At 48.2% G+C, this 23,172-nt stretch carries 21 protein-coding genes; 14 read left to right on the forward strand and 7 right to left on the reverse strand.

Features of this window, described 5'->3' with window-relative positions:
• Nucleotides 1-5 precede the first annotated feature (5 nt).
• Complete coding sequence (locus AC0YN3_RS13345) at nucleotides 6-1,823, forward strand: FtsX-like permease family protein (protein WP_475775512.1); 1,818 nt, start codon at nucleotides 6-8, stop codon at nucleotides 1,821-1,823.
• A 136-nt stretch (nucleotides 1,824-1,959) separates the two neighbouring features.
• Nucleotides 1,960-2,520: a hypothetical protein gene (locus tag AC0YN3_RS13350; protein WP_475775513.1), complete on the forward strand. Its 561-nt coding sequence runs from the start codon at nucleotides 1,960-1,962 to the stop codon at nucleotides 2,518-2,520.
• Nucleotides 2,521-2,620: 100 nt separating this feature from the next.
• Here AC0YN3_RS13350 and AC0YN3_RS13355 read toward each other — a convergent pair whose 3' ends face one another.
• Nucleotides 2,621-3,862: a serpin family protein gene (locus tag AC0YN3_RS13355; protein ID WP_475775514.1), complete on the reverse strand. Its 1,242-nt coding sequence runs from the start codon at nucleotides 3,860-3,862 to the stop codon at nucleotides 2,621-2,623.
• Nucleotides 3,863-4,071: 209 nt separating this feature from the next.
• Here AC0YN3_RS13355 and AC0YN3_RS13360 point away from each other — a divergent pair, with 209 nt between their 5' ends.
• Complete coding sequence (locus AC0YN3_RS13360) at nucleotides 4,072-5,319, forward strand: MFS transporter (RefSeq protein WP_475775515.1); 1,248 nt, start codon at nucleotides 4,072-4,074, stop codon at nucleotides 5,317-5,319.
• Between the two features lie 96 nt (nucleotides 5,320-5,415).
• On the opposite strand, the gene AC0YN3_RS13365 is transcribed toward AC0YN3_RS13360, so the two are convergent.
• The 3 genes from AC0YN3_RS13365 to AC0YN3_RS13375 form a co-directional block, all read right to left on the reverse strand.
• Complete coding sequence (locus AC0YN3_RS13365; protein WP_475775516.1) at nucleotides 5,416-6,534, reverse strand: TolB family protein; 1,119 nt, start codon at nucleotides 6,532-6,534, stop codon at nucleotides 5,416-5,418.
• 105 nt (nucleotides 6,535-6,639) lie between these two features.
• Nucleotides 6,640-8,100 carry a HAMP domain-containing sensor histidine kinase gene (locus AC0YN3_RS13370; RefSeq protein ID WP_475775517.1) on the reverse strand — a complete coding sequence of 487 codons (1,461 nt, stop codon included), beginning with the start codon at nucleotides 8,098-8,100 and terminating at the stop codon, nucleotides 6,640-6,642.
• Nucleotides 8,078-8,785 carry a response regulator transcription factor gene (locus tag AC0YN3_RS13375; RefSeq protein ID WP_475775518.1) on the reverse strand — a complete coding sequence of 236 codons (708 nt, stop codon included), beginning with the start codon at nucleotides 8,783-8,785 and terminating at the stop codon, nucleotides 8,078-8,080. Before AC0YN3_RS13375 ends, AC0YN3_RS13370 begins: the two co-directional genes overlap by 23 nt.
• A gap of 215 nt (nucleotides 8,786-9,000) precedes the next feature.
• On the opposite strand from AC0YN3_RS13375, the gene AC0YN3_RS13380 reads away from it, so the two are divergent.
• The 8 genes from AC0YN3_RS13380 (at nucleotide 9,001) to AC0YN3_RS13415 (ending at nucleotide 15,741) form a co-directional block, all read left to right on the forward strand.
• Nucleotides 9,001-10,158, forward strand: a complete 1,158-nt coding sequence (locus tag AC0YN3_RS13380) for a nucleotidyltransferase domain-containing protein (RefSeq protein ID WP_475775519.1) — start codon at nucleotides 9,001-9,003, stop codon at nucleotides 10,156-10,158.
• Between the two features lie 135 nt (nucleotides 10,159-10,293).
• On the forward strand, nucleotides 10,294-10,440 hold the full coding sequence (locus AC0YN3_RS13385) for a hypothetical protein (RefSeq protein WP_183558568.1): 147 nt from the start codon (nucleotides 10,294-10,296) through the stop codon (nucleotides 10,438-10,440).
• Between the two features lie 101 nt (nucleotides 10,441-10,541).
• On the forward strand, nucleotides 10,542-11,336 hold the full coding sequence (locus tag AC0YN3_RS13390) for a hypothetical protein (protein ID WP_475775520.1): 795 nt from the start codon (nucleotides 10,542-10,544) through the stop codon (nucleotides 11,334-11,336).
• Nucleotides 11,333-11,611, forward strand: a complete 279-nt coding sequence (locus AC0YN3_RS13395) for a PqqD family protein (protein ID WP_475775521.1) — start codon at nucleotides 11,333-11,335, stop codon at nucleotides 11,609-11,611. Before AC0YN3_RS13390 ends, AC0YN3_RS13395 begins: the two co-directional genes overlap by 4 nt.
• Nucleotides 11,604-12,047, forward strand: a complete 444-nt coding sequence (locus AC0YN3_RS13400) for a S24/S26 family peptidase (protein WP_475775522.1) — start codon at nucleotides 11,604-11,606, stop codon at nucleotides 12,045-12,047. Before AC0YN3_RS13395 ends, AC0YN3_RS13400 begins: the two co-directional genes overlap by 8 nt.
• Nucleotides 12,048-12,084: 37 nt before the next feature.
• Complete coding sequence (locus AC0YN3_RS13405; RefSeq protein ID WP_475775523.1) at nucleotides 12,085-14,322, forward strand: ABC transporter ATP-binding protein; 2,238 nt, start codon at nucleotides 12,085-12,087, stop codon at nucleotides 14,320-14,322.
• 1 nt (nucleotide 14,323) lies between these two features.
• Nucleotides 14,324-14,821: a DUF1854 domain-containing protein gene (locus AC0YN3_RS13410; protein ID WP_475775524.1), complete on the forward strand. Its 498-nt coding sequence runs from the start codon at nucleotides 14,324-14,326 to the stop codon at nucleotides 14,819-14,821.
• A gap of 194 nt (nucleotides 14,822-15,015) precedes the next feature.
• Nucleotides 15,016-15,741 carry an MOSC domain-containing protein gene (locus AC0YN3_RS13415; RefSeq protein ID WP_475775525.1) on the forward strand — a complete coding sequence of 242 codons (726 nt, stop codon included), beginning with the start codon at nucleotides 15,016-15,018 and terminating at the stop codon, nucleotides 15,739-15,741.
• Nucleotides 15,742-15,838: 97 nt separating this feature from the next.
• On the opposite strand, the gene AC0YN3_RS13420 is transcribed toward AC0YN3_RS13415, so the two are convergent.
• From AC0YN3_RS13420 to AC0YN3_RS13430, 3 genes are read right to left on the reverse strand one after another with little or no spacing between them, the layout of a single operon-like run.
• The gene (locus AC0YN3_RS13420) at nucleotides 15,839-17,440 is read right to left on the reverse strand and encodes a CotH kinase family protein (RefSeq protein ID WP_475775526.1); all 1,602 of its coding nucleotides are present in this window, start codon (nucleotides 17,438-17,440) and stop codon (nucleotides 15,839-15,841) included.
• A 19-nt stretch (nucleotides 17,441-17,459) separates the two neighbouring features.
• Complete coding sequence (locus AC0YN3_RS13425) at nucleotides 17,460-18,176, reverse strand: DUF4956 domain-containing protein (RefSeq protein ID WP_475775527.1); 717 nt, start codon at nucleotides 18,174-18,176, stop codon at nucleotides 17,460-17,462.
• Between the two features lies 1 nt (nucleotide 18,177).
• Complete coding sequence (locus AC0YN3_RS13430) at nucleotides 18,178-18,891, reverse strand: polyphosphate polymerase domain-containing protein (RefSeq protein ID WP_475775528.1); 714 nt, start codon at nucleotides 18,889-18,891, stop codon at nucleotides 18,178-18,180.
• 166 nt (nucleotides 18,892-19,057) lie between these two features.
• On the opposite strand from AC0YN3_RS13430, the gene AC0YN3_RS13435 reads away from it, so the two are divergent.
• From AC0YN3_RS13435 to AC0YN3_RS13445, 3 genes are all read left to right on the forward strand, one after another.
• Nucleotides 19,058-20,299 (forward strand): purple acid phosphatase family protein, encoded by a 1,242-nt coding sequence (locus tag AC0YN3_RS13435; RefSeq protein ID WP_475775529.1) that lies wholly within the window; start codon nucleotides 19,058-19,060, stop codon nucleotides 20,297-20,299.
• A 180-nt stretch (nucleotides 20,300-20,479) separates the two neighbouring features.
• Nucleotides 20,480-22,240: a sensor histidine kinase gene (locus AC0YN3_RS13440; protein ID WP_475775641.1), complete on the forward strand. Its 1,761-nt coding sequence runs from the start codon at nucleotides 20,480-20,482 to the stop codon at nucleotides 22,238-22,240.
• Nucleotides 22,209-23,066 (forward strand): response regulator transcription factor, encoded by an 858-nt coding sequence (locus AC0YN3_RS13445; protein ID WP_475775530.1) that lies wholly within the window; start codon nucleotides 22,209-22,211, stop codon nucleotides 23,064-23,066. Before AC0YN3_RS13440 ends, AC0YN3_RS13445 begins: the two co-directional genes overlap by 32 nt.
• Nucleotides 23,067-23,172: the final 106 nt, after the last annotated feature.

Here is a 23,172-nt window from a genome sequence, read left to right on the forward strand (position 1 = left end):
GGCTTATGTTATTCAAATTAGCATGGTCAGGCATGAAAAGCAGAGCCAAAGATTATTTGGTCCTGTTAGCGGGACTTGTCATGTCGATCTCCATATTTTATATGTTTCAGACGATGGCTTGGAATCGCGGATTTACAGAAGCGAATGCCGTCATTGATTCTATCCAGCTCGTCTATGTCATGGGCTCGTTCCTATTGTCCGCGATTACGCTTTTTTATATTTTGTATGCGAACGGATTTCTTCTTTCGCTGCGCCAGCGCGAATATGGCTTGTATATGGTGCTCGGTGCGAGAAAAAGCAAAATACGGTCGCTCATGTTCGTCGAGACGATAGCGGTCGGGATCCTCTCGTTAGGTATTGGGCTAGCTTTAGGCTTTGGCCTGTCGGCTTTAGTCGGAAGGCTGATGGCTGCGCAGCTGGATGTAACCCTGACTGGCTACCAAGCCGTATATGGGCCCGCTGTTTTGTTTACTGTTGCTTTCTTTGTCATTTTGTTCGGCTTGTCGGCGCTTTGGAACCAATTAAAGCTTGCTAGGCTTCAAGTGCTGCAGCTCGTTCATGGTCATTCCCAAGCTGACCGGCCGTGGAAAAGCAGCGTGTGGAAGAGAGTGCTTGGCGTTCTAGGACTGATCGCATTAGGCTTTGGGTATCTAGCTTTAACCTTTATGGAGCAGCTGCGGGAGATTGGATTGTTTACCGCTACGTTTATGACACCGATCGGTACCTACCTTTTGTTCATGGTGCTGCTGCCGCCGTTTGTGGCGAAGCTGAAAAACCGAAACCGCTTGCGGGGAATACGAGCCTTTACCTTCGGTCAATTAAGCTTCCGTATTAATGGGTTGACGAAGCTGCTGGCGACGGTTGCGATGCTCATTGCCCTTGGAGCGGGCGCAATTGCTGGAGGAATGGCTTTTATAAACGATGCAAAAATAAAAAGCGAGAGCTACAGCGTATACGATATTATTGTCCATGATCCGTTGCCTGAAGAAGAAAAAGTGCTTGAAGAAATTCCGTTTATGGATCGGCTGCAATATCGCTACAAGGTTGAGAATGGGAAGCTCTATTATTCGCGTGGCGATCTTGAGAAGCAAAAGCCGCTCATTCAATCGATGCAAGGGGAAGAGGACGAGGAGCGGTTAATCCGTCTAACGGAAAAGCTTCCTGTCGGAGATTCAGGTGCCGAAACGGCTAACAGCCCGGAATGGGATTCCTTTCTGTGGACAATCGCGCCCGATCAGTCAATGGGCTATCTTATTGTCGAAGAAGACCACTTCGAAGCATTACCGGTTGAGGCGAAATACATCGTCATTGGGAAGACGAATGACTTCCTAGCCTATCGTGCGTCTTGGGCAGCGCTTGATGAGCTGAGCATAAGCAAGCATAAAGACGGTTACATGCCATGGAGCAAATTTCAATATTATCAGAATGCAATGGGCAACGCGAGCGGCACCTTTTTTATGGGCTTTTTTCTCGGCATCGCCTTTTTGGCAATGATGGCAAGCTGTCTGATGTTCAAGGTGCTATCTGGCGCTGCTAAGGACGTTCAACGTTATGATATGCTAAGCAAGATCGGCGTGAGGCGTGAAAAGTTGATTCGCTCGATCTATCAGGAGCTATTCCTGGTCTTCCTTTTCCCGGGAATCGCTGGGGTGCTGCATGTCCTTGTCGGCATGAGGCTGTTCGCCTTCATCCTTGAGGAGCCGTATTATAAGCTTTGGATCCCGCTTGTCTTGTTTGCCGTTATTTATTTCGTCTATTACATGCTAACCGTTAAGCTTTACCAGAATCTCGTACTAGCAGGACGTCAAAAAGCTGCCGAATAAACGATTAGAGGGAAGAAGCTGTCCGAGCAACAACTCGGCAGCTTCTTTTTCTTGGGACAAGACATTCGCCATTATGCAACTTCTCTCGACTATTTGCGTCTAAATTTTGACACAGAAATATTTGGGAGGCGATAGAATGAAACGGATGAGTTCTTACCTGTTCGTTTTTCTATTTATCATAGCAGGATGCAGCAGTGAAAAGGAGCTTGCTTCCGTTACCGTTATCGATCAGCAGGCGACTAATACCGTAAAGCAAACGATCAAAATGCCCAAGGATATGCCCAGTACCTTCGATTTCATGGTCCGCTACGGCTACGGTACGGCTAACAAAAACGAGGTTAACACCTTTCAAGGCACGATAACGAAGGACTTAATCGCGAACGGTACGGCTACGACGCCTATGAAATTTACCAAGGAAGAGCTGCGCAGCATTTATAATAAAATGAAAGAAATAGATATTATGAGCGGGAAGAAGCTGGAGACCGAAGTCAAAGGCTGTGAAACCGTTCCTTATAACGAAGATATTTGGGAAGTCAATGTAAACGGGAATACCGTTACGATGTCTTGGACCGATCGGTATTGCAGCCAAACGGTCGAGGCCGAGCAGCTGCTGGAGCTGCGGCAATTCGTGGAGCAAATCGTACAGGAGCGAACGGAGTACAAAAATTTGCCTGAATCCGAAGGCGGCTATGAATAACATGGACATGCTCGTCATAATGGGCATAAATACGACAGGGGTATGGACAGGCTTTGATGAAGCGGCACGTACCCATTTGCATTAGCTTGGTCACAACCGACTATAAGCTTTCTACTATTCCCACAAATAACAGCAGCCCCGTCTGGAGATCTTGAACGGCGAATAGGAAAGGACGATTGATGTCCATCTTGAAGGTTTTGCTTGGCGGTTCGCTCCCGGCATCCATGCCAATCTTCGTAATGGCAGCAGCTTCCGTGCCGCGTTCGGATACGTCAATGACCGTTTTATGCAGGATGTTGTTGATATATAAAGGGTTACCGTTAGCCGTATCAGCCAACATACTGAAGTCGGCTCTCTGGCTGTCGAAAGGCAGGCTCATGCCCATCGCCTTTAAGGCATCGGCAAGATCAAGCTGATTTTCTATACGGAATTTCGGCAGCGTAAGCTTTCCTTGAAACGAATCAAAGCGTTTGGTCCAGAAATCATTTTGTGACAGCAGCTGTTCAATTAAAACGGAACGGTCTGCATTTGGCTGGGGAAGCACGACGAGCATCCCCATCTGCCCATCGCCGTAAGGCAGTCGGACCGCTTGATAATCGGCGGTTTCCTCGTATTCATAAAGCTGCTGTTGATGCATATACGAAATTTGAGACGTATCTCCGTCAGCGTTCGTAAAACTCCCCATTTTGGTATGTTCCGGTTTAAAGGGTTCTTTCCATGTTCCATTGAAATAAAGCGCATTAATCAGAATCAACTTCGTTTTTTGTGCAACCGGCTTTTCCACTATCGTTGGAATAAGGCCGTTCGTTTGCTTGTTCACCCATTGATTCATTTCTTTGCGGGTAGCCGGTTGTGAGAGATTACGCTCGTTCAGCTGGGCGGTATAAGAATCCTTCACTTTCCCTAGGTAATTCTCCCGAAAAGGCCAGCCCTTTTGGAGCCAAAGCGAATTGGCAATGGTCAGCTTGATACCAGTGCCAGGCTGACGAAGCAGCTCATTTAATTTTTGTTGCCCGTTATTAACGTCATCGCGAGCGAGTTTACCTAAAAGCATCGTGCTTGCCATTTGGTCATAAGTATCACCTGCTGCGCCATTAAGGGCCATCGCTAACGCTTGGGATAGGCTAATGGGTGAGACTGTTACATTTTGTCCATCGTCAGCATCGAAGATTTGCTTCATGACGGACAGGCCAAGCGCGTTCGTGGCTGTCACGGTCCGAATATCTGCTAGGCTAGCTAATTGGGCACGAGCCTTTGTCGTAATCGTCGTTTCGATGTTTTGCCCGCAGGCTGTAAGGAGTAATGCAGCGATAATAGATATGTATTTTATTGTGCGCATCATGAAATATCCCCCATTTATTGAAAGTGTTACCTATACAACGAACGGCAGAGCGGGAAAGTTGCTGCACCAGATTTCAATGTATTCTGTCCATGCGCAGTGAAGCAAAAATGTTAACGAAACAACGTATTGTTAATTTTTTGTTCTTTGCGCCGGGAGGACCTCATTTCTTATACAATGAGAGCATTCGGTTCATTCAGGAGGCCAAGCAAATGAGGTCATTTTCGAAGGAAGAAAAAAGCTGGATGTGGTACGACTGGGGCCATTCTGCGTACTCCATTATCATTTCAACGGCCGTTTTCCCGCTCTTTTACAAAGCGGCCGCCGAGGACGCGGGCATTAGCGCAGCGAATTCTACGGCTTACTTGGGATATACGATTGCGATTTCGACGTTTATCCTTGCCTTGCTAGGCCCGATCTTAGGAACGATTGCCGATTACCAAGGCTTCAAAAAAACGTTTTTCGCCGGCTTCAGCCTGCTAGGCATTATCGCTACCGCGCTGCTTACGTTCATTCCGAATGAGAGATGGGAATTGCTGCTCGTCTGTTATACGTTCATCGCGATCGGCTCGGCTGGCTCTAATGTGTTCTATGACGCCTTCCTCGTGGACGTTACCGACGACAAGCGGATGAATAAGGTGTCTGCTCGCGGGTTTGCAATCGGGTATATCGGGAGCACGATTCCATTTATAATCAGTATCGCGATCATACTTCTTGCCCAGCAAGAGGTTCTGCCGGTTTCTGTCACGGCGGCGAGTCAGATTGCGTTCTTCATAACGGCCCTTTGGTGGGGCGTCTTCACGTTGCCGATGCTCCGCAACGTACGACAGAAGCATTACTTGAACCGCGAGCCTCGAATCGTCGCGAACAGCTTTAAGCGCCTTTACGAGACATTAAAGCAAATCAAGCAGCATCGCGCCATTTTTTTGTTTCTGCTCGCGTATTTTTTCTATATCGACGGGGTAGGGACGATCATCACGATGTCTACCGCTTATGGAACCGATCTCGGCATCGAATCGACGGACCTGCTTATCATATTGTTCGTCACGCAAGTCGTTGCTGCTCCATTCGCGATGCTGTACGGGCGCCTAGCTGACCGGTTCTCTAGCAAAATCATGCTGTACGTCGGTATTTGCGTCTATATCATCGTATGTATCTACGCCTATTTCATGAAATCGGCGTTCGATTTCTGGGTGCTGGCTATGCTGGTCGCCACCTCGCAAGGGGGGATCCAGGCGCTGAGCCGGTCGTACTTCGCGAGGATGGTGCCAAAGGAGAACGCTAACCGGTTCTTTGGATTTTATAACATCTTCGACAAATTCGCTTCGATTATGGGCCCGCTCTTAGTCGGCGTAACCGCGCAGCTCACCGGCCACACGAGCATGGGCGTATTCAGCCTCGTCATCTTGTTCATCGTAGGGATCGTTATTCTTATGCGAGTGCCGGAACCGGGAGCATGAAAAAAACCGTCCGCGCTAGTTCATCGGGAACGGTTTTTTCCATTGTCCTACTATAAGGCTGCTCATCGACAACGAGGCAATCAAATAAAAATCTTTTTATTTTTGTATCGAATACTTTAAATGAACGATACTGCTGTTCGATTGTTTGCCGTCCCATTCCGTATAAAGCAGTGCTTTGCCGGAAGGACTCCAAGCCGTCACGGCATTGTCGACATCTACCGCCAGCTGGGTGGACTTGCCGGTTAACATATCGTAGACATTGAGCCCTTTCACGATCGTTCCGTTTACGTCCGCTTTTTCGCTGTACGCAATCATCCGCTGATCCAGCGACCATGAAATTCCGCCGAGCTCCGTGCCCTCTGCGATCGTTTTTTGGTTTTTTCCATCTGCGTCGCTAACAATCAGCTTGTTTTTGGTGCCGTTTGCTTGCAAAACGAGCAATTGATTGCCATCAGGCGAGGAGACTACGCGATAAACATGGTCCATATCCAAGCTTGTCTTTTCCTTCGTAGTCAGGTCCAGTACCATTAAGGATTCATCGGATTGGGTATTGTAATAAACCTTATCCTTTATTTTTTCAACGATAAACAACGCTTCCTCATTCAAACCGGCGAGCGGAGCGATGCTCCCTGACGTATTTGCCGTATAGGCACCGCCGCTGTAAGCTGCGCCAATAATCGTTTTTTCGTCCGACCATTTGGCGCTGACGGCTCCGCCGATTGCGCTGCCGGTAATTGCGAATGAGTCCAACGTTTCGAGATTCAACATATAATAGACAGGATCGCCCAAGTCGAATTGTTGATACAGCAAATGCTTTTTATCGGAAGATAAGGTCGCATCACTTAAAAATGCGTTTTCCTGTTCCTTTAGCAGCTCGTATTGTTTGGTATTCAGATTGTACCCATACAAGCTTTTAGGATAGGAACCCGACAATTCTTCCAGCTTCATTTTGTCTAGCAACGTATTTTCTTTCGAGACGACGACGGTTTCCTCATCGATCCAGTCCGTAAACGCTACATTTTCATAACGTTCTATTTTTTCGACGGAAACATCAGGCTCGCCTGACTCCTTGCCGTCATCCTCAATGACCGTTATCGTTTCGCCGGGCTCTTTAATAATCACCCTGTTATTCGTATCTTCCGAGCTGCAGGCTGCAGAGAATACAAGCAATGCTGCTGCGAATCCCATTATGGCCGTTTTTGTTTTCTTCATCATGATCGCCTCCTCGATACCTACAATATCAAGAAATTGTACCCAAAATACAAACGAATGTTTCCAAGATGTAAACAAATGCATCGAAAATGCACCTGCATGGCTCGGTTATGTTGGCTTATAAACGGGAAAAGAGACTCGGAATACGGTTCCTGTCCTATCCGTCCTCACAAGTGCGATAGAGCCGCCTTGCAATTCGGCATATTGTTTCGCTAGCGAAAGGCCGAGTCCTGCGCCGCCATTTTCCCGGGACCTGTTTTTATCAACGGTGTAGAAAGGTTCGAAAATCTTGTGTGCCACTTCTTCCGGAATGCCAATGCCCGAATCGGCGATTTCAATGATAACCTGGCCGTCCTTGCAATCATTTTTCACCCCAATATGACCATTCGCTTTATTGTACTTAATGGCATTATCCAGAAGATTCACGAGCACAATGGTCATGCAGTCTTTATCAGCTTCCACATAGGCCTCGGTCAAATCCGTTTCCAGCCGCAAACCGAACTTTTCCAGCTTGCCTCTCAGGCTGTTCAGCACGAATTCGATCGATTGCTGCATATCTACCTTTTCCTTGTTGAACTCAAAATCATATTTCTCCAAGGAGGCCAATTGCAAAACCTTTTCCACCATTTCATACAGCCGCTGCGTTTCGCTTTGGATATTTGTTTTTGCTGTTTCGAGCAGGTCCTGATCATCCGGATACATTTGGAGCAGGTCGATATAGGCTTTGATAGACGTTAACGGCGTTTTGAATTCATGCGTAACGCTGCCAATGAACTGTTTTTGCTGCTGATCAAGCTTGGACAATTTATGGACCGCCATCGTCAGCTTTTCCCGTTCCAGATCCTTATCCCGCATCGTTCGCATAATTTGCTCGCTCATATGGCGTATTCCTTCGCTCAGCTCACCGATTTCATCTTTACGCGCAAGCGTGTCGGTCTCGAAATGTCCCTCCCGAATCCGATCTACCGCAGCGTTCAGCCTGATAATCTTACCGGCAAATGAGTTGAAATAGAAATAAGCGAGAATAAAGCTGAGCAAAAACACACCTGTCCCAATATAGATGAACAATTGCTTGATCTGGTTGTAAAAAGCAAGGTTTTTGGTAAGGGAGTAATTGAACTGCACAACGCCGACCTGCTCATTGCCTGTTTTTAACGGGGTCATGTAATATAACGAATCGTTGTCCGTCAAATAGGCTGTTTTATTGTTTAGCGCAAAAGCTAACGTTTTACTTATGCTGCCGGATGCTCTGCTCGGTTGATCTTTATTCATAATAATCCCTTGGTGGTCATATAGGACGACCGAATGTCCGCTAATCAATTCCAATTGATCCGCAAAATCCTTGCCTTTCTCAGCGAGAAAGGTTTGGGGCACTTTATTAGACTCGGCCATAAGGCTCTGGATAAAATAGACGTTTGCGGTTGCGCCTTGCTGGGCCAAATACTGCTCAACCTCGAGCTGTTGGTTTTTTTGAATGCCTTCCAGTACCAGCAGGCTTAGGATGAAAACAGTAAGGAGCAATAAGGCGGCCAAAAAAACGCTGAATTTAATTTTTATGCTGATTCTCACCGTAACCTCCCGAAGCTTTATAGCCGATGCCATGAACGGTTTGTATCCTATCACTACTGGCCGGACCCAGCTTTTTTCTCACTCTTTGCACATGAATATCCACGGTACGCGTACCGCCAATATAATCCATGCCCCATACCAAATCCAATAGCTGCTCCCTTGTATAAACCCTATCGGGGCTGGATACCAGCAGCGCGAGCAGATCGTATTCCTTAGGCGTCAAATCAAGCTGGTTATCGCCTGCCCAAGCCGCTCGCTTACTGGCGTGGAGCATAATTGGACCCAGCTTAATCTCGTCAAGCGCTTGCTTTTCTCCGGCAGCCTGCATTCTTCTCAGCAGGGATCTTAACCGTGCAAGCAGCTCCCGCATATCAAAAGGCTTTGTGATATAATCGTCTGCTCCCAGCTCCAGCCCTAAGATTTTGTTGACGATATCCTCTTTGGCAGTCAGCATGATCACGCCGATGCGGCCTTTGTCCTGCAGCTTCTTTAAAATGTCATATCCATCCATGCCGGGAAGCATGACGTCCAAAATAATGGCATCCGGACGATAGGCATGTAATCTATCGATGGCTTCTGCCCCATGATTTACGACCTCGACGGTATAGCCTTCTCTTCTTAAGGCGTAGGCAATTGCGTCAGCAATTTTTTTTTCGTCTTCAATGACCATCACTTTTTCGTTCATCGAATCACCAATCCATTCATCTGCATAACAACAGTTTATCATCCTTAGATTTAGATCGAAAGCAATGGGCTCATATATATACCCGAGCATGTTGAAAGGCAATCGATTTATTTTCGAAGTTTAGAAAAATTTCGCAATCGGCTTCATGCGCTTACCCCCACAAACGGCATCATAATTTCGAAACTAGTTAATAACGAAAGGGAAGGGAGCGGCCTATGAATCACTCGCAAGCGGTAACGCTTATAAGCCGGATCTACCAAAACCAGCATCCGTTATTTGATTCGGAGGAGACGGCTAAAGCAGCAATTGACGATATCGAAATTTTTCAAGTCGCTCCCCAAGTTTATTATTTATTGAAGAGCGGCGGCTTATTGGAAGCTTTGCCCTCCGAATACCGAAGCAAGCTTAAAGCGGGCGTGGATGCTGTTTTGTTTCAAAACATGTTCATTCGCTCCGAGATGTACAAGCTTCTTGAAGCGTTTGACCGTTCAGGAATTCAAGTGATCGTGCTGAAGGGGATTCGGTTGTCTGAACGTTTTTTTGGTCATTTTTCGGGCAGGGGAACATCCGATATCGATCTGCTTGTACGCCCGGAAGATGTTGACAAGGCGGTTGCCCTATTGGAGCGCCACGAGTATATCCGGTATATCGAAGACGATGCGGATCATTTCCATATGCTGTTGAATAAATTTTATGCGAATGAGGATTTCCCGCTGCTCGGGGTGGAGCTGCATTGGAATATTTTGCGCGAGCATGTCTCGGATACGGATATGAGCAGCTTTTGGATCGACGCAGAGCCGATATCTCCCTATCAATTGGTGAAGGAGCTTTCGGCCAAGGACACCTTTTATTACCTATGCCTTCATGGCTATAACCATAATATGCTATCTCTGAAGTACGTTATCGATATTTTGCATGTCCTGAAGTGCTGCAGCGCGGCAATAGACTACGGCCAGCTCTTTGCACAGGCAAAGAGCGACGGGAACTATGCCAAAGTACTAATTGCGCTGACCATTGTCTATGACTTGTTTCCCGAGCTGCATGAAACCAAGCCGCTGAGCATACGGAGACGCTGGCCGCTTTGGAATGTCGAACTGATGCGAAATGCCCAATTCGGGATTAGAAACTGGCGATTCTATGGCTTCCATCTGTTTTCTGCCTTCGTCGCCTACGATTCGCTTAAACAACAGTGGGCACATCTGCGTTATTTACTGCTGCCGCCAAGAGATTATGCTTTGGACCTATTAAAGTATGCCAATAGATCAGACGTCCCGGATTCGAATGAACCGATGGGCAAAATCTATGCCAAAATCTACAAAAGAAGGATCAAATCATGGATTCGAACCATTCGTGACAAACAAAATAAAAATTAAACCGAATATTCTCATGGTATATGTAAAAAAGCAGGTATAAATATAGTTTTTCATAGTATTATTTTACTAAATTTTATAAGTATCATTGACTATCGCTATAATATGGCATAAATTCCTTGAAAGGAGGTGAATGAATTGAAAAAATATGAAGCTCCTAAAGTGCTTGCGCAGCATACTGTCGAATTTGGAACAGCAAGGCCAAGCGATAAAGTCGGTGGCTACGAATGGTGCCAAAAACGTAATTTCAAACCTATGTTTTGCAGGCATTATATCGGAGGTTAACTAGAAAGCAATGATAGATAAGAATTGAGAAGCGGAGCTAACGATCGAGTTTGCTCCCTTTTTCTTCCCAGGAATAACTTCTGAAGAACTGGCGGTGCATAATGACGTACACATTACATACACAGGTCGGCAGGAGTTCGATCGCTTTTCACATTCAAACGGCCTTTTTATATGATGAATTGTCCGCGCGTTTTCGTTCCTTTGAAGCAAGCGGCAATCTTGAAACGCCTGACATTCAGGTGGAGGTTTACGACTTTTACGGTAAACCTTTCGACGACGGTCCTGTCGAGATTCAAGAGAACGGCGGCAAATTCGTCTATATCCGCGCGGACTATAAGCTGGTGGCAACACCTGATTACAGCCAGGCGAAGATGTATGTTCACGATGACCTGGCGCTCAAGCATGCCTTAATCAATCTCTACAGCGCCTGGCTGATTCATCGGCGCGCAGGGCTGCTCATCCATTCGTCATGCGTCGTGGAGGATGAACGCGCTTGGATGTTCGCCGGTCCTTCGGGAGCAGGCAAGTCGACGGTAGCCGATCTTTCGGTTCCCAGGCCTATTCTCTCCGATGAGGCTACGCTCCTATTGTTTGAGCAGGATGGTTCGATTACTATTCATGATTCCCCGTTTCGGAGCGAAATGGAAGAAGCGTGCGAGCTTCCAAGCAGTCCTTTGGCAGGCATTCATTTCCTGATCCAATCGCAGGATGTAAGGCGGGAAGGCATCCGCAAAGGCGATGCGCTGATTTCATTGCTGGATAAGGTTTTTTATTGGGAGCATAACAAGCTGGAAACGGCAAAGATGATTTCGCTTTGCAAGCAGGCAGTAGAAGGCGTACCGGCTTATGAGCTTTATTTTCAGAAAAACGACACCTTTTGGGGAGTGATATCATGACGATTCTGGCAGATCAAACGTTGCGGAGACGGGAAAATATCGAGACGGCTGAGCTGGATGGCGAGTGGCTGCTGCTGAACATCGATACCCACGCCATCACGAAAGTGAACGAGCTTGGAGGTTATATTTGGTCGATTCTTCCCGAATATCCAACTGTCGCAGAGCTGGCTGGAAAAGTACATACCGAATACGGCGTAGAGATGGAAGTTGTCCTCAATGACGTTCAGGCGTTTGTTGAGATGCTGGTTGAGGCCGGACTGCTCATACATGCATGATTTGACGACAGTCATGTCAGCGGCAATCCAGCGCAACGGAATGCTCGAACTGCCCTCCGCGGGCATCAGCATGTACCCCTTAATCAAGGAAGGTAACGTAAGCACTTTCCTGTCCGTGCGGCGGGAAGAATTGAATCCTGGCGATATCTGTTTATTTGTTACGGACCAAGGGGCGTTGACCGGACACCGGCTGTACGCCGTGAAGCAGGACGGCTCACAGGAATTATTTATCTTCAAGGGAGATACATGCTTTGAGCCGGATGATCCCGTGCCGTTCACAAGCATTCTGGGACGCTGGTCTGGCGTTCGCCGCAACAGCCGTTTTCAAGCTGCGAATCACTGGAAATCAAGGCTGCTTGCCGTACTGGCTTTGCATGTGCCGAAATGGCACAAAGTGATACGTTGGTGCGCAGAAAGAAACGAGCGTTATATGTGACTGCCGGAGAGTGACATTGATAAAGGAGTATTTTAATTTGAAAACGGAGAACGCGAAGCGGGAAGCTGGTAAACCTGTTAACGGCACCGCAGTCCAGCAACAGGATACGGACAATCCATGGCTCCGTTTAAGGGCGGATGTGGATTTCACCCTACGAAGATTTCGGCAGTACGAGGTTGTTTTCAAAAAGTTGTCCATGGAAATGGTGGACGGGCAAGGGAAAACCATCATGACCTTCCATAAGAAAAAGATGATCGATGTATCCGTTCGCGAAGCTTTCGGCGGAGCATCGTTTTTTATTATAACCGGTGAAGGCGAGATAGAAGCTGCGAGATTCTCGCTTCCGTACATCGAGTCTTTCCGACAGGCGGTTCCCGCGATTAGGAATTGGCTGGCGGAAAGGGATGAAGCTGGAGGTCATGCCCTCCCAGCTATAGACGAAAGCACGGAATCGAATAGATGCTCAAAATGCCACAAACCCGCCTCTCCCGGTACAAGCAAGTGCTTAAACTGCAGAAGCAGCAAATGGACCATGCTCCGCAGGCTGGCGGCTTACTGTACCCCGTACCGGGGCCCCATGCTGGTAAGCGCGCTGCTGCTTGTTTTATCGGTATTTATTGAAATGATCCCACCCTATTTGATCAAATGGATTGTGGATGAAGTAGCCAAACCGTCCGGAAGCTCGAGCATGCTTTTTGCCCTGGCAAGCGGTTTGGCCCTTGTGCAGGTGTTATCTGCTGCGATGCAAGTCGTGCGAAGCTACCTTGGCGTTCGAATAGGAGGGAAGCTGGTAGGAGCGATCCGCCGGGATATGTTCGGTGCTTTGATGAAGCTTTCGATGCGCTTCTTCGATCACCGCCAGGTTTCTCAATTCATCGGCCGCATCCAGGATGATACCGATGAATTGAAAGAGTTTCTGACGAACGGCATGGTGTATCTAGTGACGCAGATGCTGCTCGCCTTAGGCATCCTGTTTATGCTATTCCATCTGAATGGGCAGCTGGCAGCGATGATTCTGATCCCGACCTCATTTTTGTTTGCCGGATTTTATTGGCTGTGGAAGAGGCTGAGCTCGCTTTGGTATTCGCAATGGCAATCCGCTTTGCATGTCAACAATGTGATTGGCGAAGCGCTGCAAGGCATTCGGGTCATCAAAGCCTTTGCGCAGGAAAATGCCGAGAAAAACCGTTTTGACAAGGTGAATAATCATTGGATCAATCGTACGATTTCCTTCGGCAATCTCTGGCTTGGCGTATCTCCGATTTTTACGGTACTGACGGCTGTGTTCGGCATCGCTGTGTGGTATTTGGGAGGACGGTCGGTCATGTCCGGCACCATGTCTATTGGAACATTGACTGCCTTTACGACCTATTTGCTCATGTTCTTCGGGCCCGTTCAAGCCTCCGGGCAGCTATTAAGCTGGCTTAACCGCTCGCTTGGCTCGGCTGAACGGATTCTCGAAATCATCGATGCGAAGGTTGATGTCCCCGATAAGAGGGACGCGGTGGAGCTTTCTTCCGTTTTTGGCGAAATCCGCTTTCATGATGTTCGGTACGGGTATGAGGTGGAACGACCTGTGCTAAAGGATATTAACCTCACCATACGTCCCGGTGAAATGATCGGGCTGGTTGGCCGCTCCGGTGCAGGGAAAACGACTCTCATAAACATGATTTGCCGGTTTTATGACCCGAATGCCGGAAGCGTTGCGCTTGACGGGCACGACTTGAGAGATATCCGGCAGGAAAGTCTCCGGAAGCATATTGGCGTCGTGCTGCAGGAAACGTTTTTGTTCGACGGTACGATTGCCGAGAACATAGCCTACGGCCGTCCGGGTAGTCCGCCGGAGACCATTATATCAGCTGCCCACGCCGCGAATGCACATGATTTTATTTGCCGTCTGCCGGAAGGCTACGATACGCGAGTCGGGGAACGCGGACACCGCTTATCGGGCGGGGAGAAACAGCGTATCGCAATTGCGAGAGCGCTGCTGCTTGATCCGGAGATTTTGATCTTGGACGAAGCGACGGCTTCTGTCGATACGGAGACGGAGCGGCTGATTCAAGAAGCTTTGACTCGCTTAATCCGGGGAAGAACAACCATCGCGATTGCCCATCGCCTATCCACTCTACGCCATGCGGACAGGCTTGTCGTCCTCGACCAAGGCCGCATTGTTGAAATGGGGACGCATGAAGAGCTATACGCGAAACAAACGCATTATTATCGTTTGGTCGAATCGCAAAAACAAACGGCGAAAATACCATCGGAGGTCGGATAAGATGAACCCGTTGTACTTTATAAGCCGTTCGGAGCTGAGCCAAATCCGTTTGTTCCGAGCTTCTGACGGAAATTTGCATATGGAGCAGGAAGGCAAGGACTTTGCCCATGTGACGCTAATTCGCAGTTTTCCGTATACAATGCCTGATAGATTCATCTCGGTTCGCTCGGCGGAAGGGCGGGAAATCGCAATGATACAGGATGTGAAGCATCTCGCGGAAGACAGCCTTCAGGCGGTACGGGAAGAGCTTGACCGGAATTATATGATTCCGGTCATTGCACGCATCCTTATGGTTAGAAAAAATAACAGCGTGTGGCATTTGCAGGTCGATACGAATTATGGCCCGGCAGCACTGGTTATGGTTAACCTCCATGAAAGTATCCAGCCCGTAGCGGAAAACCGCTGGATCGTAACGGACAATGAAGGACGCCGCTTCGAGCTGTCCGATCCGGAGCAGATGGAAACCCGAAGCCGCGAACATTGGAAGAAGCTGATCTGATTAAAGACAAGTTACGGAGACATAGCCTCTAAACCATTAATAGGAAGGCCGCGATGACTTAGGTTGCGCGGCCTTTGCTTATATCGCGTACTTTTGGGGTTTATACTATAATGAGAGCAGCCCATAAAGACTGAAAGGCGTTTGTTGAAGGCGAAAGTTTGCCTTAATGATTCTGCTCGAAAGGAGAATTCAGGATGACGCGCATTGGCGAGATTAGCAGCATCAATAGGTATCCGGTCAAGTCATTGGCAGGTGAGAGACTGGCGAGCTGCCACATCGATACATACGGGTTAGCGGGTGATCGCTGCTTTGCTTTTTATGATGAAACAAAAGAGGGCTGGGACAGTTTTATAACGGCAAGAAATATTCCGGCGATGCTTGCTTATCAGGCAGAGCTTGTTGAAGAGAGCTTGGGCTCAGATCCTCTACAGGTTCGCATAACCTCTCCGACAGGGGAGACATATAACTGGGACGGCCATTTATTAGAGGAGATGCAGAAGCATTCCAAGAAGAAGATGCTCATGCGCAGCTATCATGCAACCAGTCCGGAGCTTAAAGCCGTGGACGAGGGCAGCATTCTCATCATTACGAGTACAAGCTTGCAAAAGCTTGAAGCCATATGGGGGAAAGAGCTGGATCCGCGTCGGTTTAGAGCCAATCTAGTCGTAGCTGTGGAGGGGAGCGGGCTTGGCGAGGAAGAGTGGATAGGCAAGCGTCTCTCCATTGGCAGCACCGAGTTGCAAATCGATAAATATTGCGATAGATGCTCGGTGGTCACGCTGGATCCGGATTCACTCGAGCGTGATGCTTCCTTGCTCAGAAAGATCAACGAAGAAATGAATTTAAACTTCGGGGTGTACGCATCGGTCAAAAAAACAGGCGTCATTCACGCAGGTGATCAGGTTCGGCTGATCGTTTAAAGACATGGTGGAGCATTGCCGGACTTATTGCGAAAAAAACCGCTAGCTTTTTGCCCGTAAGGAGCAATAAGCTAGCGGTTTTTTTCAATTGGATGGATTATAACCGTTTGCGTTTATAGAAAACGATGAATGCACAGGAGAGGAGAAGGATAACGATGGAGATTCCGGTTGCAGCAGCTTCTTCTGGGCTTCCCTCAGGTTGTGCCTGCTGCGTGCCTGGACCGCCAAAACCGCCGCCCATGCCTCCTCCCATACCGCCTTGTCCGTCTGGCCGCTCGCCGCCGCCGAAGCCGCCTTGCATTCCGCCTTGCATGTCGGGCATTTGCCCGTCCGGAGGAGCCATGCCTCCTTGCTGGGCATTGGGCCGCTGACCGCCACCGCCCATGCCACCGCCACCGAAGCCGCTGCTTCCGCTTCCTGAGCCGTCGCCGGAGGAAGGGGTCGTTCCGGCTAGCTGCTGGGAGATGGAGCTGGTTTGCGTTTGATTGAACGTAATCACCTGCGTAACTCCCTGCTCGTATTGTTCATACGTATAGAAGGAGGAGGGGTCGGCCTCGACATAACCGGAAATCATGCCTTTAAGCTCATTTATTCTCGTTTGGAACGTCTCTTCGGCCAGATAGCCGGAAAGCATGCTTTGCACGATTTCATGGTATTGTTCCTTGTAAGCCTCGACCTTGAGCAGCTTATCGACGAGTGGACGCTCGGCAACCGCGCCTGTCGTTGGCTCATCGATCAGGACGCCAGAGCCTCCAAACCCTCCAAAGGACATGTTGTAATCCCACGGTAAAACGTTGAAAATGCCGTCATCCTCATACAAATAGTAATTATGTTTTTTCTCGGAGAGATAGCTGTCAAAGTTGCCGGCTACGGCGTTTAAAGCGATAAACTTCAATGCTTCGTCTACATTCAGCACGCTCTCATAATCGGCTCCGTTGTTCAGCTCATCCAGCATACCGAGCAAAATATCATCGTTGGATTTGTCGGATTTCAAATCAAGCCCCGGATAAGCATCAATCGTCTCTAGCCAGTTCAGCTCGCTGCCGCTGCCGCCGTTCGCTTTGTAGAGCGCTCCGTAAGCATTGCCGAAGTTCCGTTCCAGATACGCGTCCCCGATCTGCTCAACCGCAAGATAGAAGCCCCATAACTCTCCATTGACATAGACGTTCACATAGGAATATTTGGGGGTGGGCAAGCCCATTTGCTCGGCAAGCTCATAAGACAGAAATTCTCGCATGTAGGAGGCATCGCTGTAGTTATTGTTCAAGTTGATTTTGCTGATTCCCTCAAGCGTCTGGTTCACATATTCATCGAAGGAGATTTTGAAGCTGTACCGGTCGGAATCAGCCATATTTACGACACTGTTCAAGCTAAGATTGCCTTTCGTTCGAATGCCGACGTTCTCAAGGGTTTGGCCGTTGTATTCAACGGTGGCCTCCTTTAGCTCCTCCGCGCCGGCGTTATCCAGCATGCTCTGGAAATCATCCTCCGCTATCGTGATTTTGACATCCACAACATTGTCTTTCGGGAAAACGGTCTCATCCAGCTTTTGCTCATTCGCCGATTGCTCATGCCCGCCCGCACTCGTGCTGGCGCCTGTGAGGTTAAAGGATGCGCCTCCGAAGGAGCATCCGGACAATCCAATCATCAGGAGAACGGAGCAAAAGCCCAATAAGAACATTTGAGCTTTCGCTTTCATATTGAACACCTCCCAATCGTTATGAAACGTAATCGCCGCTGTAGCTGATCAGGACAGCGTTGCGAACGCCTGCCAGCTCCGTTAATTGGTTAATGAACCGGCCGGTTTCGTCTTTGAGGCGAACCTCGAGCGTCATTTCGATATTGCCTGGCGTTACCGATTTCTGCTTCACATTGTAGCGTTTCACGAGCGTTCCGATTTGTTTGTGAACCAACTGCTCAGTCGCATCGCTGTCACAGTTCACGACAAGCAGATAGGGCGATTCCACGGAGCCGCCTTTGACGAAAAAGAAGAGTATAAGGCCGACTACAACGGAGCCGATCACAGCAAGCGTAAAAAAGCCTGCTCCTGTTACGATGCCTGCTACGGCAGCCCAGAACAGGAAGATGAGATCGGTTGGATCTTTGATCGGCGTTCTGAAACGTACGATGGAAAGCGCGCCGACCATGCCGAGCGAGAGCACAAGGTTGGAATTGATAGCGATAATGACGACGGCAGTAATCATGGTCATGCCCATCAAGGAGACGTTAAAGCTTTTGGAATATAGCACGCCGCTGAATATCCGTTTGTACAGCAGGTAAATAAAGAAGCCAAGCAGGAAAGCGACGCCTAGCGTAATCAATATTTTGGAGATGCTAATATCGGATGAGAAGTTTTCCATAACTGAGTTTTTGATAACGTCAGCAAAGCTGGTAGCCGAGTCGTTCGTAGCGGCAGAGGTAGTCGTTGTTTCCATTTTAATAATCCTCCCAAGTGTTGTATTTCATATGTTTCCGGCATATCACGTATTTCGAAGCGGATTGTCGGTGAAGACCTTCGAGCTGCAGCGCTATTTTGATAATAGCGGGAATGTAGGCATCATATTTGACTTCAAGAATGATAAATTCATTGTCCAGCGCACGGATAGGCTCGAGATTCTTGTCAAAAATATCGATGGCATGCAGGCCGGTCCTCAGCTCCTTGTCGAAGGTGATTCTGACATTGCCGTTGTCGCATACATAAGGCTCGCGGACGTAATCGACGATGACCTTCGGCCTTAATAAATGATGTTTCATTTCATGATGAATTTCGTTCAGAAGCGGCTTGTCCGGTTCCTTCAGCACATCGTGGTCTCCCGCCATTAGCCGGTCGTACATGTCTCTAGTGAGCGGCTCCTTTACCTTGGCGATGTATTCCTTGAATTTGATTTTTTTCTCAAAATGAATGACGTTATCCTGACCGTTATATATACGGATGCGGTATTTGACCCGATCCCGGACACCGCCAAGCTTCTCATGCAAGGCTTTGTTGCTGATATCATCGAAATACAAGCTTCGGATATGATACTCGCCTGTCGGTCCCGCATGCTTGTCTGAGTCCATCAGATCCTTAAGCCTTTGGCGGATAATGAAATATTGATGGTAATTCATATAAAATTTCAATTCATTGCGGTAGATTAGATTCTTATTCATTTCACACCTCTTTTCATGTTCAGCGCCCCTTGTTGCTTACAAATGTTATTCTACGGGCCTTTACTTATTCTTAACTTAAGGCTGGCTGAAAGATTGCTGAATGCGCCAAGCGGCATTTATTTGTTAAGATATAATGAAGGATGAGAGAGTTGGGAGGTTGTGCGGTTTGAGATTCAGAAAAGACGTGCTGGTCGTACTCGCATGCTGCGCGCTGCTGCTTGCAGGCGCAATTGGAATGGAGTGGCTTAGGCTGGGCCATGCGAAAAAGCCGATTGCAGTAGTGACTACATTCAAGGGAGATCCGATGACCAGTCGAGCTTTTACATGGCATAGCAAGAAATTGGATGAGGAAACAGTCGTTCAGGTATGGGAAGGAACGGGTGAGATCAATTGGAAGGACGAGAAGGCCATGACCTTCAAGGGAAGCACGTCGGCGGTAGCAATAGCTGAGAACGAGAGCCAAGCTGTGCATAAGGCGGAAGCAAGCGGGCTTGAGCCGGGAACGGCGTACACGTACCGCGTAGGGAACGGAGACGCGAGAGGCTGGAGCGAACCGATGGTTTTTACAACTGAAGCGGAGGATACGGATTCCTTTGCCTTCATTAACGTAACGGACTCGCAGGGCGTGGTGGAGCAGGACTTCGCGCTATGGGGCAATACGCTGGACAAAGCCTTCGCAGTATTTCCTGAGGCTTCCTTTATTGTGCATAACGGGGATTTGACGGAGGAGCCTGCCGATGAGCAAGCTTGGACTCATCTATTCAACAATGCGGACAAGTGGGTGACGAGCGTACCGTTCATGCCGGTAACCGGCAACCATGACGAGGTTGAAGGTGACGCAGAGCGCTTCGTATCTCATTTCGATTTGCCGGAGAATGGGGCAGAGGGATCGATTCCCGGGACAAACTACTCGTTCGATTACGGTCCCGTTCACTTTGTATTCCTGAATACGGAATCTAACATTAAAGAACAAACCAGCTGGCTGCGAAGCGATCTTGGAGGTACGGACAAAGAATGGATAATCGCGGCGCTGCACCAAGGTCCGTACGGAGGCAATACGAATAAAAAGGTAAAGGATTGGACGGAGCTGTTCGATGAGTTCAAGGTTGATCTCGTGCTGCAAGGGCATAACCACGAATATTCGAGATCGTTCCCGCTGCGTGACGGCAAGATAACGGGTGATGGCGATTCGGCTGTTCAAAACCGCGAAGGTACGGTCTATGTCGTGACGAATGCATCCGGTCAGAAATTTAATGAAAAGAAGGAAGACAAGTTTTATCATAAGGTTCATTTTCAGAATGATAAACAGATGTTCGCAGGAATTACGATTAACGGAAACAAGCTGACGTATCAAGCTTACGACGTGGATGGGAAGAAATGGGATGAATTCGTATTGGCGCATTCCTAATCGGATGGTTGATTCCTGGCAATCAGGCATATATTTCGCACAATAATAGATGTAATAGGAGCAAGGATTCGGCGTTGGCTGAATCTTTGCTCTTATTTGTTTATGCGCATACCCGTATCTAATTATTAAACAGGTATGTATACTATGAATTAGAGCGAGGGCGGTGATTTGGTGAAAAATATGAAAATCAAACATAAGCTTTTTGTATTTATATTTATTGGGGCTACGATCTCTAGCTTGTTAGGGCTATTATTTGTCCAGAAATCACAAACGCTGTACGAGCAGCTGATCTATACGGAAACGACGGACAAGTTCTTCATGTTCTCGCACCGGATCGAGGAGAAATTAAAGGAAATCGAAAAGCTGTCGCTGACGATTATGAAGGATCCGGACGTGCAGCAGCAGCTCCGTACGATTCAAGCAAACGAGGGCAGCTTTGAAGCGTTCCAGGCAGCAAGCAGCCTGAAGCAAACCTTGCTCATGTATCAGCAATCCATATCTGCCGTCTCCTCCATTCTAATTATAGATGAGAGCGGAGGCAGAAACAGTGTCGGCGTTCTAACTTCACAAGTGGACGAGCGTCAGCTGGATGAGCTTGAAGCGCTTGCCGCCAGCAATGAAGGTGCCCATTCTTGGGTCGGCGGCAGCTCTCAGAACAATCTGCTTATTTCCAACCGGGAAATTAGAGAGCTGGATCATTTCAGCTTGAAGCCGCTGGGCAAGCTTATGATTACGATTGAAGCCGGTGAGGCCGTATATGCGTCAATTGCGGAGAAACATAAATACGGCTCTGAGCTGCTCATTCAAGATGGGAACGAGATCATCTACCAAGAATTAAGCCATCAGAAGCTTCCCAGCCTGGATGCATACGAAGATGACGATTACAGCGTAATCAGTCTGGAAGGCGAGAAATATTTGGCCGCCTACTTCAAGCTGGACTATACCGGCTGGACATTCGTGCATTTGATTCCATATGGCGCGATTTTTAAAAATGTTGCGGTTATGAAAGGAATCTTGGTTGTGCTATACGTTTTAGTGCTAATCCTATTATTAGGGCTTGGCTGGTCCTTCTCCCGCAGCATAACGCGATCATTAGAGCAGCTGTCACGCAAAATGCTCAGCTTGGAGAAGGGGGATTTCGAGACGAGCAGCAGCAGCGGGGAGCCGCTGAGAGATGAAATCGGATTGCTGAGCCGTAATTTCGACAAAATGACGGAGAGGCTAAATACGCTTATCAATGATAATTACGTCAAGCAAATGAAGCTGAACGAAGCGAAGTACAATATGTTGAAAGCGAAGCTGAACCCGCATTTTCTATATAATACGCTCGATTCGATTAACTGGCTTGCGCGGATGAATGGCCAGTCAGCGATATCCGGAATGGTAAAGGCACTTGGAAATATGCTGCGCGTCACGCTGAATACGAAGGAAATGGTATCTCTTGGCGAGGAAATTCGGCATTTGCAAAACTACATCGCGATTCAGCAATTCCGTTTCGAGGACCGTTTGTATTATAGGGTACATATTGATCCGGAGATTCAGCAGCTGCAAATGCCGAGCATGCTGCTCCAGCCAATCGTAGAAAACTGCATCAAATACGGCACGGATGCGGAAACGGGGCATTGCAATATATCCATCCATGCTGCGATTACAGGGAACAGGCTCGTGATTGCTATTCGTGACCAAGGCCCCGGATTGCTGGACGGGTGGCGACATAAGGAAAGCGAAGCCTTCACGATTGCCGAGAGCACGGGAATCGGCTTGCACAGCATCGACGAGCGGTTGAAGCTGCTTTATGGAACCGAATACGGCATCAAGATGGAAGCGGCGCCAGACGCGGGAACCGTAGCCCGCTTGACGCTGCCTGTCATAAAGCAAGGCGAACGAAACAAAGAGGAGGGAACCGAGAATGAGCGAATACAGCGTATATTTAGCAGATGACGAGCGAATGATCCGCGAGGGGATCGAGAAGCTGGTGCCATGGAAGCAGCTTAACCTAAAATTTATCGGATCGGCTGCGGATGGGATAGGTGCCTATGAAGACATCGCGAAGCTGCGGCCGGATATCGTCATTACCGATATTAAAATGCCCCGAATGGATGGCATAGAGCTTATTCGCAGATCCAAGGAACGATATGAGGGCATACATTTCATCGTATTATCCGGCTACGGGGAGTTCGAGCTGGCGACGCAGGCTATGAAGCATGGGGTCAAGCATTATTTGCTCAAGCCATGCGATGAGACGGAAATTACCGAGGTGCTGAAGCACGTCGTACGGGAGGTTCAAGGCGACAAAGCCAAGCGCGAACAGATCGATAAGAGCGATAAAGTCCGTATTTTGAATATGAAATCGCTAGAGGAGATACATACGTATATTCAAATGGACCACATGTCCGGAGGAATAGCGGAGCACAATTCTGGCCGGAGAGGCAGCAGCATGCTCATTCCTCGCGTCCTATCCTTTATTCAGGAACATCTGGGGAATGAAGAGCTTTCCTTGTCCTGGCTTTCTCAATATCATTTCTTCTTGAACGCCGAGCATTTGGGCAGGCTGTTCCGCAAAGAAACGGGCCAACGGTTCTCCCAATACGTCACTGCAATGCGCATGGAGCAGGCCAAGCATTTATTGATCAAGCAGCCGGATCTGAAAATATACGAAATTGCCGAGCGGGTTGGATTTGGCATGGATCAGCAATATTTCGGCAATGTATTCCGGAAATCGACCGGATTAAGCCCGCTTGAGTATCGGAAAGCGAAACAAACGTAGTGAATGATCGGTTTTTTACAAAAACGTATCGGGTAATTTCATTTTGATTTTAACGAAATGGGAGTAAACTCAGTTTAATTCCTACTATTCACATGTGATATATAAA

Source organism: Paenibacillus sp. J22R232, assembly GCF_056269165.1.

What these genes read in the sequence shown, in the direction of transcription:
- AC0YN3_RS13365 (WP_475775516.1), bottom strand. Translation starts at nt 6,534, where the DNA reads ATGATGAAGAAAACAAAAACGGCCATAATGGGATTCGCAGCAGCATTG.
- AC0YN3_RS13395 (WP_475775521.1), top strand. Translation starts at nt 11,333, where the DNA reads ATGACGATTCTGGCAGATCAAACGTTGCGGAGACGGGAAAATATCGAG.
- AC0YN3_RS13400 (WP_475775522.1), top strand. Translation starts at nt 11,604, where the DNA reads ATGCATGATTTGACGACAGTCATGTCAGCGGCAATCCAGCGCAACGGA.
- AC0YN3_RS13375 (WP_475775518.1), bottom strand. Translation starts at nt 8,785, where the DNA reads ATGAACGAAAAAGTGATGGTCATTGAAGACGAAAAAAAAATTGCTGAC.
- AC0YN3_RS13390 (WP_475775520.1), top strand. Translation starts at nt 10,542, where the DNA reads ATGACGTACACATTACATACACAGGTCGGCAGGAGTTCGATCGCTTTT.
- AC0YN3_RS13420 (WP_475775526.1), bottom strand. Translation starts at nt 17,440, where the DNA reads ATGAAAGCGAAAGCTCAAATGTTCTTATTGGGCTTTTGCTCCGTTCTC.
- AC0YN3_RS13430 (WP_475775528.1), bottom strand. Translation starts at nt 18,891, where the DNA reads ATGAATAAGAATCTAATCTACCGCAATGAATTGAAATTTTATATGAAT.
- AC0YN3_RS13350 (WP_475775513.1), top strand. Translation starts at nt 1,960, where the DNA reads ATGAAACGGATGAGTTCTTACCTGTTCGTTTTTCTATTTATCATAGCA.
- AC0YN3_RS13425 (WP_475775527.1), bottom strand. Translation starts at nt 18,176, where the DNA reads ATGGAAACAACGACTACCTCTGCCGCTACGAACGACTCGGCTACCAGC.
- AC0YN3_RS13445 (WP_475775530.1), top strand. Translation starts at nt 22,209, where the DNA reads ATGAGCGAATACAGCGTATATTTAGCAGATGACGAGCGAATGATCCGC.
- AC0YN3_RS13355 (WP_475775514.1), bottom strand. Translation starts at nt 3,862, where the DNA reads ATGATGCGCACAATAAAATACATATCTATTATCGCTGCATTACTCCTT.
- AC0YN3_RS13360 (WP_475775515.1), top strand. Translation starts at nt 4,072, where the DNA reads ATGAGGTCATTTTCGAAGGAAGAAAAAAGCTGGATGTGGTACGACTGG.
- AC0YN3_RS13415 (WP_475775525.1), top strand. Translation starts at nt 15,016, where the DNA reads ATGACGCGCATTGGCGAGATTAGCAGCATCAATAGGTATCCGGTCAAG.
- AC0YN3_RS13410 (WP_475775524.1), top strand. Translation starts at nt 14,324, where the DNA reads ATGAACCCGTTGTACTTTATAAGCCGTTCGGAGCTGAGCCAAATCCGT.
- AC0YN3_RS13345 (WP_475775512.1), top strand. Translation starts at nt 6, where the DNA reads ATGTTATTCAAATTAGCATGGTCAGGCATGAAAAGCAGAGCCAAAGAT.
- AC0YN3_RS13380 (WP_475775519.1), top strand. Translation starts at nt 9,001, where the DNA reads ATGAATCACTCGCAAGCGGTAACGCTTATAAGCCGGATCTACCAAAAC.
- AC0YN3_RS13440 (WP_475775641.1), top strand. Translation starts at nt 20,480, where the DNA reads ATGAAAATCAAACATAAGCTTTTTGTATTTATATTTATTGGGGCTACG.